The sequence below is a fragment of the Gordonibacter sp. Marseille-P4307 genome, assembly GCF_900604965.1.
Taxonomy (GTDB): domain Bacteria; phylum Actinomycetota; class Coriobacteriia; order Coriobacteriales; family Eggerthellaceae; genus Berryella.
The window spans coordinates 753251-767394 of the sequence record NZ_UWPD01000001.1 but is presented as its reverse complement, the minus strand read 5'-3'; the positions used below and the strand labels follow the sequence as shown (position 1 = coordinate 767394).

At 60.3% G+C, this 14144-nt stretch carries 16 protein-coding genes; 2 read left to right on the top strand and 14 right to left on the bottom strand.

Going from position 1 to position 14144, the window contains the following annotated elements; all coding sequences use genetic code 11:
- Positions 1–3: 3 nt before the first annotated feature.
- From EIH26_RS03425 to EIH26_RS03395, 6 genes are all read right to left on the bottom strand, one after another.
- On the bottom strand, positions 4–999 hold the full coding sequence (locus EIH26_RS03425) for a Ppx/GppA family phosphatase (RefSeq protein ID WP_241152743.1): 996 nt from the start codon (positions 997–999) through the stop codon (positions 4–6).
- Between the two features lie 29 nt (positions 1000–1028).
- The gene (locus EIH26_RS03420) at positions 1029–1811 is read right to left on the bottom strand and encodes a septum formation initiator family protein (RefSeq protein ID WP_124060840.1); all 783 of its coding nucleotides are present in this window, start codon (positions 1809–1811) and stop codon (positions 1029–1031) included.
- A 104-nt stretch (positions 1812–1915) separates the two neighbouring features.
- Positions 1916–2308 (bottom strand): metal-dependent transcriptional regulator, encoded by a 393-nt coding sequence (locus EIH26_RS03415; RefSeq protein WP_124060838.1) that lies wholly within the window; start codon positions 2306–2308, stop codon positions 1916–1918.
- Between the two features lie 835 nt (positions 2309–3143).
- Complete coding sequence (locus EIH26_RS03405) at positions 3144–5660, bottom strand: FeoB small GTPase domain-containing protein (protein WP_124060834.1); 2517 nt, start codon at positions 5658–5660, stop codon at positions 3144–3146.
- A gap of 144 nt (positions 5661–5804) precedes the next feature.
- Positions 5805–6044: a FeoA family protein gene (locus EIH26_RS03400; protein ID WP_124060832.1), complete on the bottom strand. Its 240-nt coding sequence runs from the start codon at positions 6042–6044 to the stop codon at positions 5805–5807.
- A gap of 98 nt (positions 6045–6142) precedes the next feature.
- Positions 6143–6376: a FeoA family protein gene (locus EIH26_RS03395; RefSeq protein WP_241152742.1), complete on the bottom strand. Its 234-nt coding sequence runs from the start codon at positions 6374–6376 to the stop codon at positions 6143–6145.
- Between the two features lie 481 nt (positions 6377–6857).
- On the opposite strand from EIH26_RS03395, the gene thrC reads away from it, so the two are divergent.
- Both thrC and EIH26_RS03385 read left to right on the top strand, forming a co-directional pair.
- Positions 6858–8408, top strand: a complete 1551-nt coding sequence (gene thrC / locus EIH26_RS03390) for a threonine synthase (protein WP_124060830.1) — start codon at positions 6858–6860, stop codon at positions 8406–8408.
- Between the two features lie 84 nt (positions 8409–8492).
- Positions 8493–8840, top strand: coding sequence for a winged helix-turn-helix domain-containing protein (locus EIH26_RS03385; RefSeq protein ID WP_124060828.1), 348 nt, complete (start codon positions 8493–8495; stop codon positions 8838–8840).
- On the opposite strand, the gene EIH26_RS03380 is transcribed toward EIH26_RS03385, so the two are convergent.
- The 8 genes from EIH26_RS03380 to EIH26_RS03340 form a co-directional block, all read right to left on the bottom strand.
- Positions 8822–9301 (bottom strand): prepilin peptidase, encoded by a 480-nt coding sequence (locus EIH26_RS03380; RefSeq protein WP_124060827.1) that lies wholly within the window; start codon positions 9299–9301, stop codon positions 8822–8824. The two genes, EIH26_RS03385 and EIH26_RS03380, sit on opposite strands and share 19 nt — an antisense overlap.
- Entirely contained in the window at positions 9294–9623 is a 330-nt protein-coding gene (locus tag EIH26_RS03375; RefSeq protein ID WP_124060825.1) for a hypothetical protein, read from the bottom strand. The genes EIH26_RS03380 and EIH26_RS03375 overlap by 8 nt, the downstream gene beginning before the upstream one ends.
- Before the next feature lie 446 nt (positions 9624–10069).
- A complete protein-coding gene (locus tag EIH26_RS03365; protein WP_124060821.1) occupies positions 10070–10534 on the bottom strand; it encodes a hypothetical protein in 465 nt (154 codons plus the stop codon).
- Positions 10531–10980 carry a hypothetical protein gene (locus EIH26_RS03360; RefSeq protein WP_124060819.1) on the bottom strand — a complete coding sequence of 150 codons (450 nt, stop codon included), beginning with the start codon at positions 10978–10980 and terminating at the stop codon, positions 10531–10533. Before EIH26_RS03360 ends, EIH26_RS03365 begins: the two co-directional genes overlap by 4 nt.
- Positions 10971–13088 (bottom strand): molybdenum cofactor biosynthesis enzyme, encoded by a 2118-nt coding sequence (locus EIH26_RS03355; RefSeq protein ID WP_124060817.1) that lies wholly within the window; start codon positions 13086–13088, stop codon positions 10971–10973. The genes EIH26_RS03360 and EIH26_RS03355 overlap by 10 nt, the downstream gene beginning before the upstream one ends.
- Positions 13089–13099: 11 nt before the next feature.
- Positions 13100–13624 (bottom strand): TadE/TadG family type IV pilus assembly protein, encoded by a 525-nt coding sequence (locus tag EIH26_RS03350; RefSeq protein ID WP_124060815.1) that lies wholly within the window; start codon positions 13622–13624, stop codon positions 13100–13102.
- A 29-nt stretch (positions 13625–13653) separates the two neighbouring features.
- Positions 13654–13869: a hypothetical protein gene (locus EIH26_RS03345; protein WP_124060814.1), complete on the bottom strand. Its 216-nt coding sequence runs from the start codon at positions 13867–13869 to the stop codon at positions 13654–13656.
- Complete coding sequence (locus EIH26_RS03340) at positions 13866–14126, bottom strand: hypothetical protein (protein WP_124060812.1); 261 nt, start codon at positions 14124–14126, stop codon at positions 13866–13868. Before EIH26_RS03340 ends, EIH26_RS03345 begins: the two co-directional genes overlap by 4 nt.
- Between the last annotated feature and the right edge of the window lie 18 nt (positions 14127–14144).

The window sequence follows — 14144 nt, the reverse complement described above, 5'->3', positions numbered from 1 at the left end:
CCGCTAATCGAAGTCTACAGCCAAAATGACACCTTGCAGGATGTCAGACTCGCTTACGGTGAATTCCCCGATCCCAGCCAGATCCATAACCTCTTCCATGATGACGAGGCCCGACACGATCACCGCAGCGCGCTTCGGATCGAGCCCGACCACCCGTTGGCGCTCTTCAAGCGCCATGCCGGCAAGCGTGAGCCGTTGATCGGCCAACTGTTCTCTTGTGACCACGGCTCCGTGCACCTTCGAGCAGTCGTAGCGCTCCATGCGGTCGCGTACCGACACGATCGTCGTGGCGGTTCCGGCGACGCCGACCAGCCTCCCGTTAAGCAACCCCGTTTCGCCCAACTGCCTGAAATGCGGTTCCATCTCGCTGCGAATCCACCGGCGCAGCCGAGTCTCGGCTTCCGGATCGACCAGGTCCTCTCCCAGCAGCTTCTCGGTCGCGCGACGGCACCCTATGTCGAAGGACCGAGCCGACGCGATGCCCTCTCCCGCGCGGCCGGCCACCACCTCGGTCGAACCGCCACCGATGTCGATCACCGCGATGGACTGCCCGGGAAACTCCCGCGACACCCCCGAAAACGAAAGGGACGCCTCCCGGTCGCCCGATACGATGCGCAGGCGCACCCCCTCTTCCGCAAGAACGCGTACCAAGTCGGATCCGTTGCGGGCATCGCGCGCCGCCGATGTGGCGACAGCGCGCAGTTCGGCCCGACAGCCCAAATCGCGCTCGTAGCGGGAAAGCTCGGCCTTAAACGACGCGATCGCGCAGCGCACCCGCTCGATCGCCTCGGAACGCAGGGTCTTCGACGCATCGACACCTTCTCCGAGATTCGTGATGCGGTACAGACGCGCGACTTCGTACAGCTTTCTCCGACCATCGACCAGCGTGACCAGCATACGGCAGGTCACCGTGCCGATATCGATCGAGGCGCGCAAGCAGGTTCCGTCGGGTGCAACGATGCGGCCGTGCCCATCGACCGGAGCGAGAACTAAAGCCACGAGGCCTCCTTAGACGTAGATGCCGAAGGCTACGAAACGCCGAATACGGTATCGAGCAGAGGCGAATACCAGGTCGTCGGCAACGGAATATCGCTCGACTTGACTTCGCGCTGATAGGTGGTGAGCGAACCCGAAGACGACGACTCGGACGAAAGACCGGAAACATGGGCGGTTTGCTCGCCCTTCTTCACCCAGCCGAATTCTTCGTGAGCCGCAGTCTCCACGCCCGCGGCCGTGGAAAGCGCCCCGTTTTGAGCCTCGATGGCCGCATTGCGCGTCTGCAAGGCCGCATATTCCATTTCAAGCCGCTGGTTCTCTCGCATAGTCTGATAGTAGCTCTGCGCAGGAGCGTACAGAAAGGCAGCCATGAACACCGTCACGACGATGGAGGCGGCGGCCGCGAAAGGACCTCGCGGCAGCTCGAAGCGTCCCGCCAGGTTCGCAGCGCGAAGGCGGGCGAATGCGGGCAGAGCCGTGGCAGCGGATTGCATATGCGAAGCCCTGCGAGCCCGCCGGCCCATCTTCCCCTCGTATACCGCAGCGCGGGGGGCGGCGGCGCCTGGCTCGTCGTGCGACGAGTCGGAGCCGAACTGACGCTCGAACAACCGTGCCGCACGCTTCTTCTCACGCTGATGGCGGCGGGAGGCGCGGGGGGTGCGCCCGTCGGCGGAATCGGTGGGGTCGACGGAATCCTCGTCGACTATGTCGACGCGGGCGCGCCGGACGGAATCAGGAAACCCGTGCACAAGAGAGGGCACGCGCGAAGAGCGCTTAACTTCGTCGAATGAAACTATGTTGCTGTGCGCAGGCACGGAGCAGCCTCTTTCATGCATCGTTCGTCGTTAAAGGTGGGTGTAATGCGTGAAACCGAGCAAAGAATAGCACAGGCGATCGTCGAAAAACGAGCGTGCCCGTTCTAGATCTCCACTTTGAGGTTGTGCTCCTTGAAATAAGCACGCCACTTCTCGAAAGACTCGTCGGAGATAGCATGCTCCATCAGGCACGCCTCGGCGTCGGCTCGCTCCTCGTCGATACCCAGAACCTGGGTGAGGAAGGCGAACAGAAGATGGTGGCGCTCGAGAACGGACCGACCGTACTCGTAGCCTTCGCGGGTGAGGGTCACATCGCCGTAGTAAGGCTGATCGGCCAGACCCTTTTCCTTGAGCAGCGAGACGGCCTTGTTCACGGAAGCCTTCGACACCTCGAGCTTCTTGGCGATATCGACCGAGCGAACAGACACTTCGTCGGTTCCGCCGAGCATGACGATCGCCTCGAGGTAATCCTCGTGCGACTTAGACATCTTCTCCATGATGAGACCCCCCGTTGCTGAAGATGATTGCGATCCTATACGGCCTAGGTGAATTCTACCATCAAAAAAGGACCGAACAACCAAAAGTACACCATGGTCATCGACTTTCTGCATCACTCGATGCCATCGATTTCACCAGGCTAAACAAAAAAAACGGCAGCGCCGTCGAGAAGGTATGGCTGGCGAGGGAAGAGAGAGGGGGGGTGGGTCCCTCGCCAGCTTGTTGTGTGGTGGACGATCAGACGAGAGGAATCTCCACCACCGGGTCAGCTAATCAGAGTCGCAGATCGGAGTCTTTCAGCGTTGCCATCGTCTCGGGCTTCGCTGTCATTCCGACTTCCGACATTTGTTAGTTTAGGTTTACAACTAGAACGCGTCAACAAGTATTTTTCTGCTTACTTCTAGTTCACGTCTTCTCCATAACCGCGCATCGCAGCGCGAATATGTCTCGTGATCAACGTCCTTCTTTCGCAAGCGCAGCATCTACATCTGCCAGCATCTTATCGGCCGCAGAACAGCCCGCAGAACAGTTGCACGCTCCGCTCGAGCACGACTTCGAATCGCACGAGCCTTTCTTCCATAGGCGTCGCACCGCCAGGTAGAACCAGCCTGCAAGAATCGCCAACACGAAAAGCGTTCCCGGCGTCATAGAAAGCTCCGCCATGACCAACCCCCGTTCACTCCGAATGCACCGCAGGGCAGGCATCGCCCACCCTGCGGCAAAGAACTTATCTGAAGCTAACTATGGCAGGCGATTCCCTCTTCGCAATGCGTTCGGACAGAGCGTTGCGCAGCCGTAACCGCACCTTCGAAACCGCCGCCGTATTCCGTCAGCTTACTTCTTGTCACCGGTCTTCTTCACATCGTAGCGCGGCATGGGGCGGAACACCTGGAAGAGGATCGCACCCAGAAGCACGCACGCCACCACGCACCCGACCACGTTCATCTCGCCGGACAGGGCGGAGCCGAACTGGAAGATGATCAGGCCGACAATCCAGGCGAACACGGTCATGTAGCCGATCGCGGCCCAGAACCACTTCGCGGACGCCATCTGGTTGCGGATCGCTCCGATGGCCGCGAAGCACGGAGCGCACAGCAGGTTGAAAGCGCAGAACGCAGCCATGGCGTTCACGTTGCCGTTGAACAGCGCGGCGAACGCGGCCCACAGGCTGGGATCGGCGTCGGAGGCGTCCGACCCGACGGCCGTGATGATGCCGACGGTGGCCACGACGTTCTCCTTAGCCACCAGGCCCGTGATGGAGGTGACGGCGGCCTCCCAGCCGCCGAATCCCAGCGGGATGAAGATCCAGCCGATGGCATTGCCCAGCGCGGCCATGAGCGAGTAGCGCATGTAGCCGTCCATCTCGGTGTCGAGCATGCCGAACGAGCCCTCGTAGAACCCGAAGTTCAGCAGGAACCACACGACGATCGCCGAGAGGAAGATGATGGTGCCCGCCTTGATCACGAACGCCTTGCAGCGATCCAACACCGACATGAGGACGGTGCGCGCTGCGGGGATGTGGTACGCGGGAAGCTCCATGACGAACGGGGAGGCTTCGCCGGCAAACCAGCGGGTCTTGCGCAGCATGACGGCGGACACGATGATGGCGATGATGCCCATGAAGTAGAACAGGGGCGACACCCAGGTGGCGTTCTGGATCGACCCACCGGCGATGGAGCCGAAGATCAGGGCGATGATCGGGGTCTTCGCCGAACACGGGATCATGGTGGTGGTCATGATGGTCAGACGGCGGTCGCGTTCGTCTTCGATGGTCTTGGTCGACATGACCCCGGGCACGCCGCAGCCGGTGGCCACCAAGATGGGAATGAAGGACTTACCGGACAGGCCGAACCTGCGGAAGATGCGGTCCATCAAAAACGCGATGCGCGCCATGTACCCGCAGCATTCGAGGATGGCCAGCTCGAGGAACAGGACGGCCATCTGGGGCAGGAAGCCCAAAACGCTGCCGACGCCGGTGACGACGCCGTCGATGACGAGGCCCTTCACCCAGTCGGATGCCCCGATGGACTCCAGCCACTCCGTCACGACGGACGGAATGGAGGGCATGTAGGCGCCGTAGTCGGCCGGGTTGGGCTCTTCGACCTCGAGCGCTTCAGCGAAGCCCTCGGCGGAAACGGGCGTGACCGTGGTTTCCCCGGTCTCCTCGTCCTCGGCTTCGTAGACCCCTTCCACCTGCGCTTCCTCGGCGCTTTCGAGGAAGGCAGCGATGGCCTGCGCATCTTGTTCGGTGGGCTCTTCGGCCTTGAGAGCGGCGCTGACGGCCTCGGTGTCGATACCCGCCTCCTCGGCAGCCGCGATGTAGGCGTCGATCTGGCCCTTGGCCTCGTCGAAGGCTCCCTTGTCCTCTTCGAACTGCTCGGTTCCGGTTATCAGCCAACCGTCGCTGAACAGGTTGTCGTTCACCCAGTCGGTAGCCGCGGTTCCCACCGTGGAGATCGCGATGTAGTACACGAGGTACATGATCGCGATGAAGATGGGCAGGCCCCAGATGCGGCTGGTGATGATGCGATCGGCCTTTTCAGACGTGGACATGCCCCGCATCGAGCGCGTGTAGGCCTCCGACACCACGTCCCCGATCATGCCGTAGCGCTCGGACGTGATGATCGACTCGGCATCGTCGTTCCGCGCATTCTCGAGGCCCTCGCGGATCGCATCGATCGCCTGGACGTCAGTTGCGGGAAGCTTCAACGAGTCGAGCGTGCGCTCTTCGCCTTCCAAAAGCTTGATGGCATGCCAGCGCACGGTCTCGGCGGGAACGCGCGAGGCCAGGATCGCCCCGACCTTCTCGATGGCGTCCTCGGCGTCGTTGGTGAACCGCACCGTGGGCGCGGGCACGCGCTTGCTTCGGGCGGCGTCGATCGCCGCATCAAGGAGCTTGTCGAGGCCGTCGTTTTTCAAGGCCGACACCGGGACGACCGGGCAGCCGAACTTGCTCGAAAGCTTATCCAGATCGATCTTGTCGCCGTTTTTCGCCACCAGATCCATCATGTTGACGGCGATGACCACGGGAAGCCCCAGGTCGATCACCTGCGTGGTGAGGTACAGGTTGCGCTCGAGGTTGGTTGCGTCAACCAGGCTGATAACCGCATCGGGACGACCGTCAAGCAGGTAGTCGCGCGTGACGATCTCTTCGGGCGAATACGGGGAAAGCGAATAAACACCGGGAAGGTCGGTGATGGTCACGTCCCTGTTCGCCCGGTACTGGCCCTCCTTCTTCTCGACGGTAACGCCGGGCCAGTTGCCCACGTACTGCCGCGCTCCGGTAAGGGCGTTGAACAGCGTGGTCTTGCCGCAGTTGGGATTGCCGGCAAGCGCTATGCGAATCGACATAGCAGTCCTTTCACACGTTTACGGATAGAAATTGGAAGCGATTTCGCAAAGCGCTCCGACTGCATTGAGAAAACACCTGGTGAAGGGGTCTTTTCAACAATGTCGGATCAGCGCGTCGCGAATGCTTCGGAGTGCGCGATCACTCTAGTCAACCAGCACGCACTCGGCTTCGCTTTTGCGCAAAGACAGCTCGTAGCCGCGAACCGTCAGCTCCAAGGGATCCCCCAGAGGAGCTACCTTGCGGACGAACACCTCGGTTCCCTTGGTGATGCCCATATCCATGATGTGGCGCTTGATCGCACCCGAGCCCACAAGGCGCTTCACGACCGCCTTGTCCCCGATTGCGACATCGCGAAGGGTCCTCTCTCGAACTTCTTCGACCATGTCCTCGTCTCTCCTTTCGTTGATGCTTAAACCATGCAAACCTATTCCCCACGGGGAACCCCCGGCACGAGCGCTCCCACCATTGAAGACGCGCGGTGCTAACCGACCATGATCTTCATGGCTGTAGCGCGATTGACGGCAACGCGGGACCCCTTGATCTCGACGATCAGGTTACCCAGCTGATCAGCGATGACGCGAACCTCTCCACCTTCGACGAAGCCAAGGCTCTCGAGATGGCGAAGCGTATCCTGTTTATCCAATCTGATTCTTGAGATACGGACCGTCGAGCCTTGATCGGCGAACGCAAGCGGTCTCTCCATCGTCTCGGCCATAGACCGATCACCCCCTTCCCCTTCATCCGATAAGCAAACAGTCCCGTTGCCCCAAAGACCGTCGGAGGCGGCTCGACTTGAATGCAAGACGAATCACTTCCGGCGTTTCGGACGATTCGCGCGCGATCCTGCGATCGCACACGATGAAACCGTCTGATGTTAAATCAATCGAACACCGTTGAGTATTCTACGGCAAACAAATTGGGAAATAAATACAGAACTTGCCTCTGATTCAACATAAAGACCGATGAATGAGATGGTTAGACGGGGATTCTATCATGCTTCGGCATCGGCGAGGCATCTCTCCCCATCAATCCGCAGAACCAAACCGCCGATGTTCCCGCGCGAAACCGTTGATAGAAGATTTATCCGATTCTGCCGGCGCTGCGGGGCACCGGGTTCGTTTTTCCCGATAGTCGGGTAAAGTACGAAGCACGTTTTCCATTCCCCTGATCGATAGGCCGAAGCGAAGGGAACGAACATGGCCGAGAACCTTTTCATCGATACGCGCGGTGCCTGCGCAGAAGGCGTTGCGTTCACCGAAGCCGTTGTAAACGGCCTTGCACAAGGCGGAGGACTCTACGTCCCCGCCGTTGTTCCCGAACTCGGCGTCGACGAGATCTGCGCCCTGGCCCATATTCCCTACGCTCTGCGCGCAAGCCGGATCTATCGCGCCTTCGGCATCGATCTGCCAGAAGCCGAAATCGACGGTCTGTGCGAGCGCGCCTACGGCGAGAACTTCGACGACGAACGCATCGCCCCGGTGGTGTCGCTGGACGACTCCACCCATGTCCTCGAATTGTGGCATGGTCCCACCAGCGCGTTCAAAGATATGGCCCTCCAATGCCTGCCCCTGTTCTTCAGCGCCAGCTCCCGAAAGCTGCGCGCCGAGGGCAAGTTGGACGTCGAGCATATGATCCTGGTCGCAACGTCGGGCGACACCGGAAAAGCCGCACTTGCCGGATTCGACGGGGTCGAAGGCGTGAGCATCGGCGTCATGTACCCCGACGGGGGCGTGAGCGACATTCAATTCAAGCAGATGGCAACCCAAAAAGGAAACAACGTCGTCGTTTGGGGCGTTGCGGGCAACTTCGACGACTGCCAAACCGGGGCCAAAAACGTCTTCAAAGACGACGCGTTCGCCGAACAGCTCGGAACCGACTACGGAATCGCCCTGTCAAGCGCCAACTCCATCAACTGGGGGCGGCTGATGCCCCAGATCGTCTACTACCTATCGGCATACGCCGAGCTTGTTGCCAAGGGGGCGCTGACTTCCGGCAACGAAGTGGACGTCTGCGTGCCAACCGGAAACTTCGGAAACATCCTCGCAGCGTATTATGCCAAACGCATGGGCTGCCCCATCCGCATGCTGTACTGCGCCAGCAACGAGAACCGCGTGCTCACCGACTTCATCAACACGGGCACGTACGATATCTCGAACCGCCCCTTCGTGAAGACCCCGACGCCGTCGATGGATATCTTGGTGTCCTCGAACCTCGAACGGCAGCTGTTCGAACTCACCGGCCGCAAGGGAGAGGCGATCCGCGGCTGGATGGAAGACCTCGCCGCCGAAAGACGCTTCCGCATCGACCGCGAGACCTTCCAAGCGGTGCGCGCGCATCTCGCCGCCGATTCGGTTGACAACGAAACCTGCCTTGAAACCATCCGAGGCGTATACGAGCGCCACGGATACCTGATGGACCCCCATACGGCGGTCGCCTACAAAGCGGCTTGCAACCTGCGCACCGACGACGTTCCCGTAATCATCGCAAGTACCGCCCACTGGGCCAAGTTCGGCGACAATGTGTACCGGGCGCTTCATGGCATCAGATCGACCGATCCGCTTCCCGCCGACGTTGCGGCACTCACCGGATGCGAGCTGAATTCCCTCATCTCCTCCGAGACGGGCGGATCCGACGTTCCGACGGGCCTCGCCGAACTCGACGAACTTCCCATCCGCTTCACCGAAGTGATCGAGGGAAGCACCGCGTGCATCGAGACGGCAATCGTCGATTATCTGTCGGGACGATAAAGGTGCGTCTGACCGATCGGATAGGCTATATTCTGATCAGACGCACCGAAGCCGAGCTAACGAAACCGAAGGATCGAGGAGAACATGTTTGAGAACACCCATCTATCTCCGCTTGTACGCATCGCCATCTCCGTCGAGGGCGGTTCCCGCGGGTCGATGTTCGGGCGCGGCGTTGCCGATCTCTGCCTGGGCGTGAGGGAGAAAGGCTCGCTGAACGCCGCCGCCAAGGATATGCGCATGGCCTACAGCAAAGCATGGCGCATCATGAAGGACACCGAGAGCACCCTTGGCATCCACATCCTCGACCGCGACGGAGCCCACGGCTCCACACTCACGCCCGAGGGAGAAGCGCTGCTTGATGCCTACCTCGAAATCAACCGAGATCTGAACGAATATGCCCTGAAGCTGTTTGATCAGAAGTTCAAAGCGTAGGGGCACAGCCATCCGCAGACCAACCACAGAGAAAGATACGGTGCCAGCGGCATCGTCCGTTTTCCCCCATCCCGGCTCCTCCTTCCCGCCAACAGCCCGAATACAGCCGCGCATAGAAAGCAGGCCGAAAACCCCACCGGAGCGTACGACCCCGTAGCGAGGCTCAAGGCAAACATGCAGCGAATATCCCCTCCTCCGATGGCATCGACGGAATCCCCGCGCGACAGCAGGCGGTTCAAAACGAGCGCCGATGCAACCGAAAGGACGCCGAAAACCGCTCCGTCGAGAAAACTGCGCATCCCGAACGAGACGAACTGCAAAGCCGACCCGGCAAGCGCGATCGCATAGCAGTATGCACGCGGAATGCGTCGCTCCCTCACATCGACTGCAACGCAGAGGACCATCGAAAGAAAAACCGCAAGTCCGCACATGAAGATGCCCACGACGGACGGCTCAAACATTCTCCCCCTCGATAACCGAACACGACCATCCCGGTGCGAACGTCAGACGCAGGGAGCCATCGGAACAGGCTTCGACGGAATACGATCGCGGGGCGGAAGCGGACATTCGGAACACCAAGGCCTCTCCCCACGCATGATCGCCCTCTGCGAAAAGCCCGCTGCCAGGCTGCGAAACAGAGGGAGCCGAAACGACACCGACTTTCTGATCGGCATCGATCTCCTTCAAAACACCCCGCCTCTGCTTCGCATAATCAAACAGGCACCCGTAGCACACAGGAGCATCATCGAACGACATCGCCCCGCAAATCGGACACTGCTTCATGTTGCCTCCTTTCTATCTTGCGCCGTTCTCGAAAGGAGATACGACTGTCCTCCCTAGGCCGCTCCCGCGCATCGCCCTTTGCCGGCAACTCGTCAAATCTTCGACCGATACATACATTTCCGCAGGTGATGCATAACGTATCTCCGTTCATAAACCAAGGACGCCTCCTATCCGAGAAGCGTTCCAGAACGGCCCGCGCCCCGCGACATCTGATCCTCGTCCGCGGTTTGACCGATCGGCGCGATTCGAGGATCACCCCGCTTTTCGACACGAAGGCCACATCGAGATCTGCACGCATTCCGAACGTGTGGATATCGCAGCAAGGGCTGAGCATCACCACTCCCCCTTTCTCGGACTGCCCTATCAGCCCCTTCATTCGCTCGGCCAGGCCGCTGGCGATCGAGATGGTCTCGACGGGAAACCCCCGTTCGTCCACATTGCTCATATCAGTCTCCTATCTGGTAGCTCACCACCACGCTGGTCGTCTCTCCGATCGCGGAAAACACGGCATACGCCCACCGCGCCTCTCCCTCGCTTCCCTCGCATACCAAACCCGCCGGTTCGCACTCACGGCACCTCCATCCCGATCTGTCCGCTGCCTGGGCAAACGATCTTCGCGCATCTTCGACCGGTAAATCGGTGCTATACCCAACAAGCCCGTCGGCACTCATCACATCGCGCTCTCCCTCTATAAACCCAAAAGCGTCGGGAATGGGGTTTTGCAACCCGGTCCCGCCATGAACGGGAAACCCACCCAATAGCACCTGATCGGCATTGAGGGAGCTTCTCTGCAGATCATCGGGGGAAAGAGTCGAAATCCCCGCCGCCAAACGCCCCATCCACCCCGAAGCGGCTATCACAGCCAGACCCAGCGCAACGCACGAACCCGCCTTGAGAAAGCGCCGTCTCACAGGATCACCCCCGGTTTGTACGGATCGACGGAAAACGAGACCTCGTGCACCGCGGGCTGAAGACCGATCCCGAAAACCTCGGATCGCAGGGGGATTCCAAAAAGCGAAGGGGTGAATTCCATACGGCCGCAAAACCGAACGAAGCCCCACTCGTCGCGCTCGACCGTAACGGAGCATTCTCCGACATCAACGTCTCTTATCCTCAAAGCATCCTCTATAAGACGGCATCCGCCCTCCGCCGTCTGACCGTAGGCAGGAGCAGTTCCCGCAATGCGAACCTCCTGATGAAAAGCCCTATCGAAAGAAGCGCAATCTCCCAAATACTTCACCGCGTTGAAAACAACGAGCGAAACGACCAAGACGGCGGGAAACACCACGGCCAGCTCCACGGTCATCTGACCCTTCTCATCGGCTAACCCTCGAATCGCTCCCTTGATCAGTCCCATACGCTGCCCCCGCATTCGCTTGCCTCGAGGCCCCTCAGGCGATCGAGGGCATCCCGAAACACCGTCGAAGCCGAATCCCGCACCGAATCGGGAACGGGAACCTCGATAGGAATACCGGCTCCGGCGATCTCTATGGAAGCAACCTCGACCGTTTCGGGAACGCCGTCCAAACAGTGGTTCGCTTCTCCCTCGATGGCGGAGATCAACGACGAAAACGGCCTCGAACCTGCAACCGGATGCTCGATCGCAGCCTTCTTTATCGAGATATAGTTAACGGCGGCCGGATCATCCGACGACGCGGCGACCGATCCCGAATTGACAACGACCGGCTTGACCGCATTGAGCTTCGGGGGATCGAGCCCCACCGACTCGATGCAAAGCGAAAGCCCGTTTGCCGCCCAATCGCCCAGCCCGCTTGCACTGCCCAGAGGAAGGGAGGCCAGCAGGCCTTCCACGGCAGACGCCATCCCCTCCTTCCCCTTAGCGTACCCGCGCAGAATATCCGACCAGCACATAAGCGCCTCAGATGAGAGAAGGGACGATCCGGACCGTTCCGCAACTCCGTCCAGAAGCGAGCTCAGAGCCGTTTTTCCTTCATCCGACGACTCCTCGAGAAGCGTCGACGCCGCCACGGCCGTCCTATTCCCCAAGAAGGAATCCGAACCCACGAACGGGGCGGGAGCCAAGCGGGACACCGAAGTAGCCTCTACATCCGTCACGATCGCGATCGCTCCGTTGCGTCCGGGGGGAAGCGGCGTTATGCGAGCCGAAGCAACCTGCTCCAGCGCGTTGCGAATCTTTGAGAACACCCCGTCGACCGTCTGCTTCGCCTCCCTTTCCAGAGGATCAAGCTTCTTTCTAGCCCGTTCGTACTCTTCGGCTGCCTCTACGAACTCCCTGAAATAATGCTCGAACCCGTTGTCGATCGAAGTGGATGCCGCCGCTACGCGACCCATATCCGATACTGAAAGCAGCCCTTCGGGATACGAGGGAATCCCTTCGGCCTCCATACGCTGGAGCGAGATCGGAGCCGTCGGTAAGCCGACGGCGGCTTCGGGATAAGCGAACACAACGCGCTGCCCCTCGGGAGAGATTCCCTCGAGAAAAAGCTCGTCGGTATACAGAGACGTTGCGCGCACCTCATCGGTATTGTGTGGAACATGCGGGAGCGACACCTCGAACCCCTCGTCGGTATCCTTCACGAATGCCGACGAAAGCTTCCGAACCGCATAGCGGTAAAAACAAGAGCGCAGGTACGATTTCATACGCTCCTCGTCGGTCGAACTCACAGGATGCTCGTTTGCCAGACGCTTCCGGTAGTACGCCCGCGCGCGCGAGAGACCCGCTGCGAAATCCCACGTATCAACGCTGGCGTACAAGGGGTTTTCGTTGCCATCCAATCCCGCAAGAACAGAAGCCCTCTCGAACATGCTGGAGCACCCTTCCGAACCGCAGTCCGCAATGAAACCCCTCGTCTTCGCATCGTTGGCTTTGCGGGCCTCCTCATCCGCACGCTCGGCGGCCTGCTTGAGGCCATCGGATTTCCGATCGATATCGTCTGAGAGCTCGGACGAACCTATATCGTCATCCCATGCCATCGGCTCACCGGAGCAGGGAACCAAAACGGCAATGGCCAGGTAACGATGCCGACCTTCTTGATTGTTCGACGACGCGATAGCCGTTGCCCTCAAGGAGGCGAGAAAGGGGAGCGCCTTCTGATACGACTCCAGCCCCTCTTTCGCGCTCCGACAGAACTTCGATCGACTATCGAACAGGGACCTGCTCGCCTCGATCAACGGGTCTCCGATCACGGCGCCGCCGGGGACGCACAGGCAGACGATACCCGCGCCCGCGCACGTCAGCCCGGCAACCGAAAGGGAGAACAAGACCGCATCGCAGACACGTGCGGCTAAAACGTACTCCGCAACCTGTCCTTCCGCGGCAAGCGCTGCGGCATCGGCGACATCTTGCACGCGCGCCGAAACCGAGTTCACCCGATAAACCTGACTCGCCGTGAAAACCAGGGAGAGCGCAAGCAGAAGCGCAACCGCCATCCCGGCAGTCGTGAATCCCCGATCGTCGAAAAACACCGTATTCCGCGCGCCCAAGGGAAAAAACCTCACCTGAACCACGCCCCCACCCATAATCGAGGATCGGGCCCTGCGGGCGACCCGGCCGCCCATGATGGCTGGGTCGCTCTGCTCGCTCGAGCCGTCACTCTCATGCAACCGTCGCCGTCGAGCGCCCCGAGAGCCCTACCTCCCAGATAGATCAGCGGAAGGGGCTTCACTCTTGTTGAAATCTCCACCGCAACCTCGGACGATGCAGCCGATCCCTCAAGGGAGACCATCCATCCCCCATCTGCCTCGCGCACATGGAAGTGCTCTTCGCAGGGGATCGCCAGCAACCTATGGGTCACGCTCGATCGAACCGACGACTCGTCGCAGCCCTGCTCATCGCTTGTAGCAAGCAACCTGCACCCTTCCTCCGCTGCGCTTTGCATTACCATCCGGTCGTAGAGGTACACTCCCGGCTGAACCGCCAAAACCACCAGGGCCAATAGCACGGGCAGGGCAAACGAGGCCTCGACGGTACCCTGTCCCTCGCACCCGCTTTTCAACCAGCCGAATCTATGCGCAGCCATCGACTTTTCCTCCCCACCCGTACGCTTCCTCAATACAGAAAGATGTCGGCGATAAGTCCGGGGGCAATGCCCTGCACATGATGGGAGGCCGCCGTCACCGCATGTTCAACGAACACGCCGGACGAGAATGCCCTCCAAACCAAAGAAAGCCCCAGAACAATGCAAAGCATCACAGCCGACGCAAGACAGAACTCGACAGTCGACTGCCCGGAATCAGACGAAACCGATCCCGCATTCCACCTCATAGCTGCCCCATGCCATCGGCGATGGCATTCCAAAGCTCCTGGAGCTTCGGTCTGAAGGCGACAATGGCCACGATGGCGATCACGACCAGCACGCCAACCAGGATCGCGTACTCCGTCGTCCCCTGCCCGGCATCGTTTCTCCCGATCAGCGTCATCCGCGCATGCAAGCGGACAAGCTCTTCCCGAAGAGACCGGGCTGCATGCCGAACCCGCAACGCAACCGATTCACCCGTGCTCCCCCTCGCAATATCTTCCATGGCTCCTCCTTCGCTTCC

Coding starts and splice junctions, on each gene's coding strand:
- EIH26_RS03415 (WP_124060838.1), bottom strand. CDS start 2,308: ATGGAGAAGATGTCTAAGTCGCACGAGGATTACCTCGAGGCGATCGTC.
- EIH26_RS03405 (WP_124060834.1), bottom strand. CDS start 5,660: ATGTCGATTCGCATAGCGCTTGCCGGCAATCCCAACTGCGGCAAGACC.
- EIH26_RS03400 (WP_124060832.1), bottom strand. CDS start 6,044: ATGGTCGAAGAAGTTCGAGAGAGGACCCTTCGCGATGTCGCAATCGGG.
- EIH26_RS03395 (WP_241152742.1), bottom strand. CDS start 6,376: ATGGCCGAGACGATGGAGAGACCGCTTGCGTTCGCCGATCAAGGCTCG.
- thrC (WP_124060830.1), top strand. CDS start 6,858: ATGGCCGAGAACCTTTTCATCGATACGCGCGGTGCCTGCGCAGAAGGC.
- EIH26_RS03385 (WP_124060828.1), top strand. CDS start 8,493: ATGTTTGAGAACACCCATCTATCTCCGCTTGTACGCATCGCCATCTCC.
- EIH26_RS03380 (WP_124060827.1), bottom strand. CDS start 9,301: ATGTTTGAGCCGTCCGTCGTGGGCATCTTCATGTGCGGACTTGCGGTT.
- EIH26_RS03375 (WP_124060825.1), bottom strand. CDS start 9,623: ATGAAGCAGTGTCCGATTTGCGGGGCGATGTCGTTCGATGATGCTCCT.
- EIH26_RS03360 (WP_124060819.1), bottom strand. CDS start 10,980: ATGGGACTGATCAAGGGAGCGATTCGAGGGTTAGCCGATGAGAAGGGT.
- EIH26_RS03350 (WP_124060815.1), bottom strand. CDS start 13,624: ATGGCTGCGCATAGATTCGGCTGGTTGAAAAGCGGGTGCGAGGGACAG.
- EIH26_RS03345 (WP_124060814.1), bottom strand. CDS start 13,869: ATGAGGTGGAATGCGGGATCGGTTTCGTCTGATTCCGGGCAGTCGACT.
- EIH26_RS03340 (WP_124060812.1), bottom strand. CDS start 14,126: ATGGAAGATATTGCGAGGGGGAGCACGGGTGAATCGGTTGCGTTGCGG.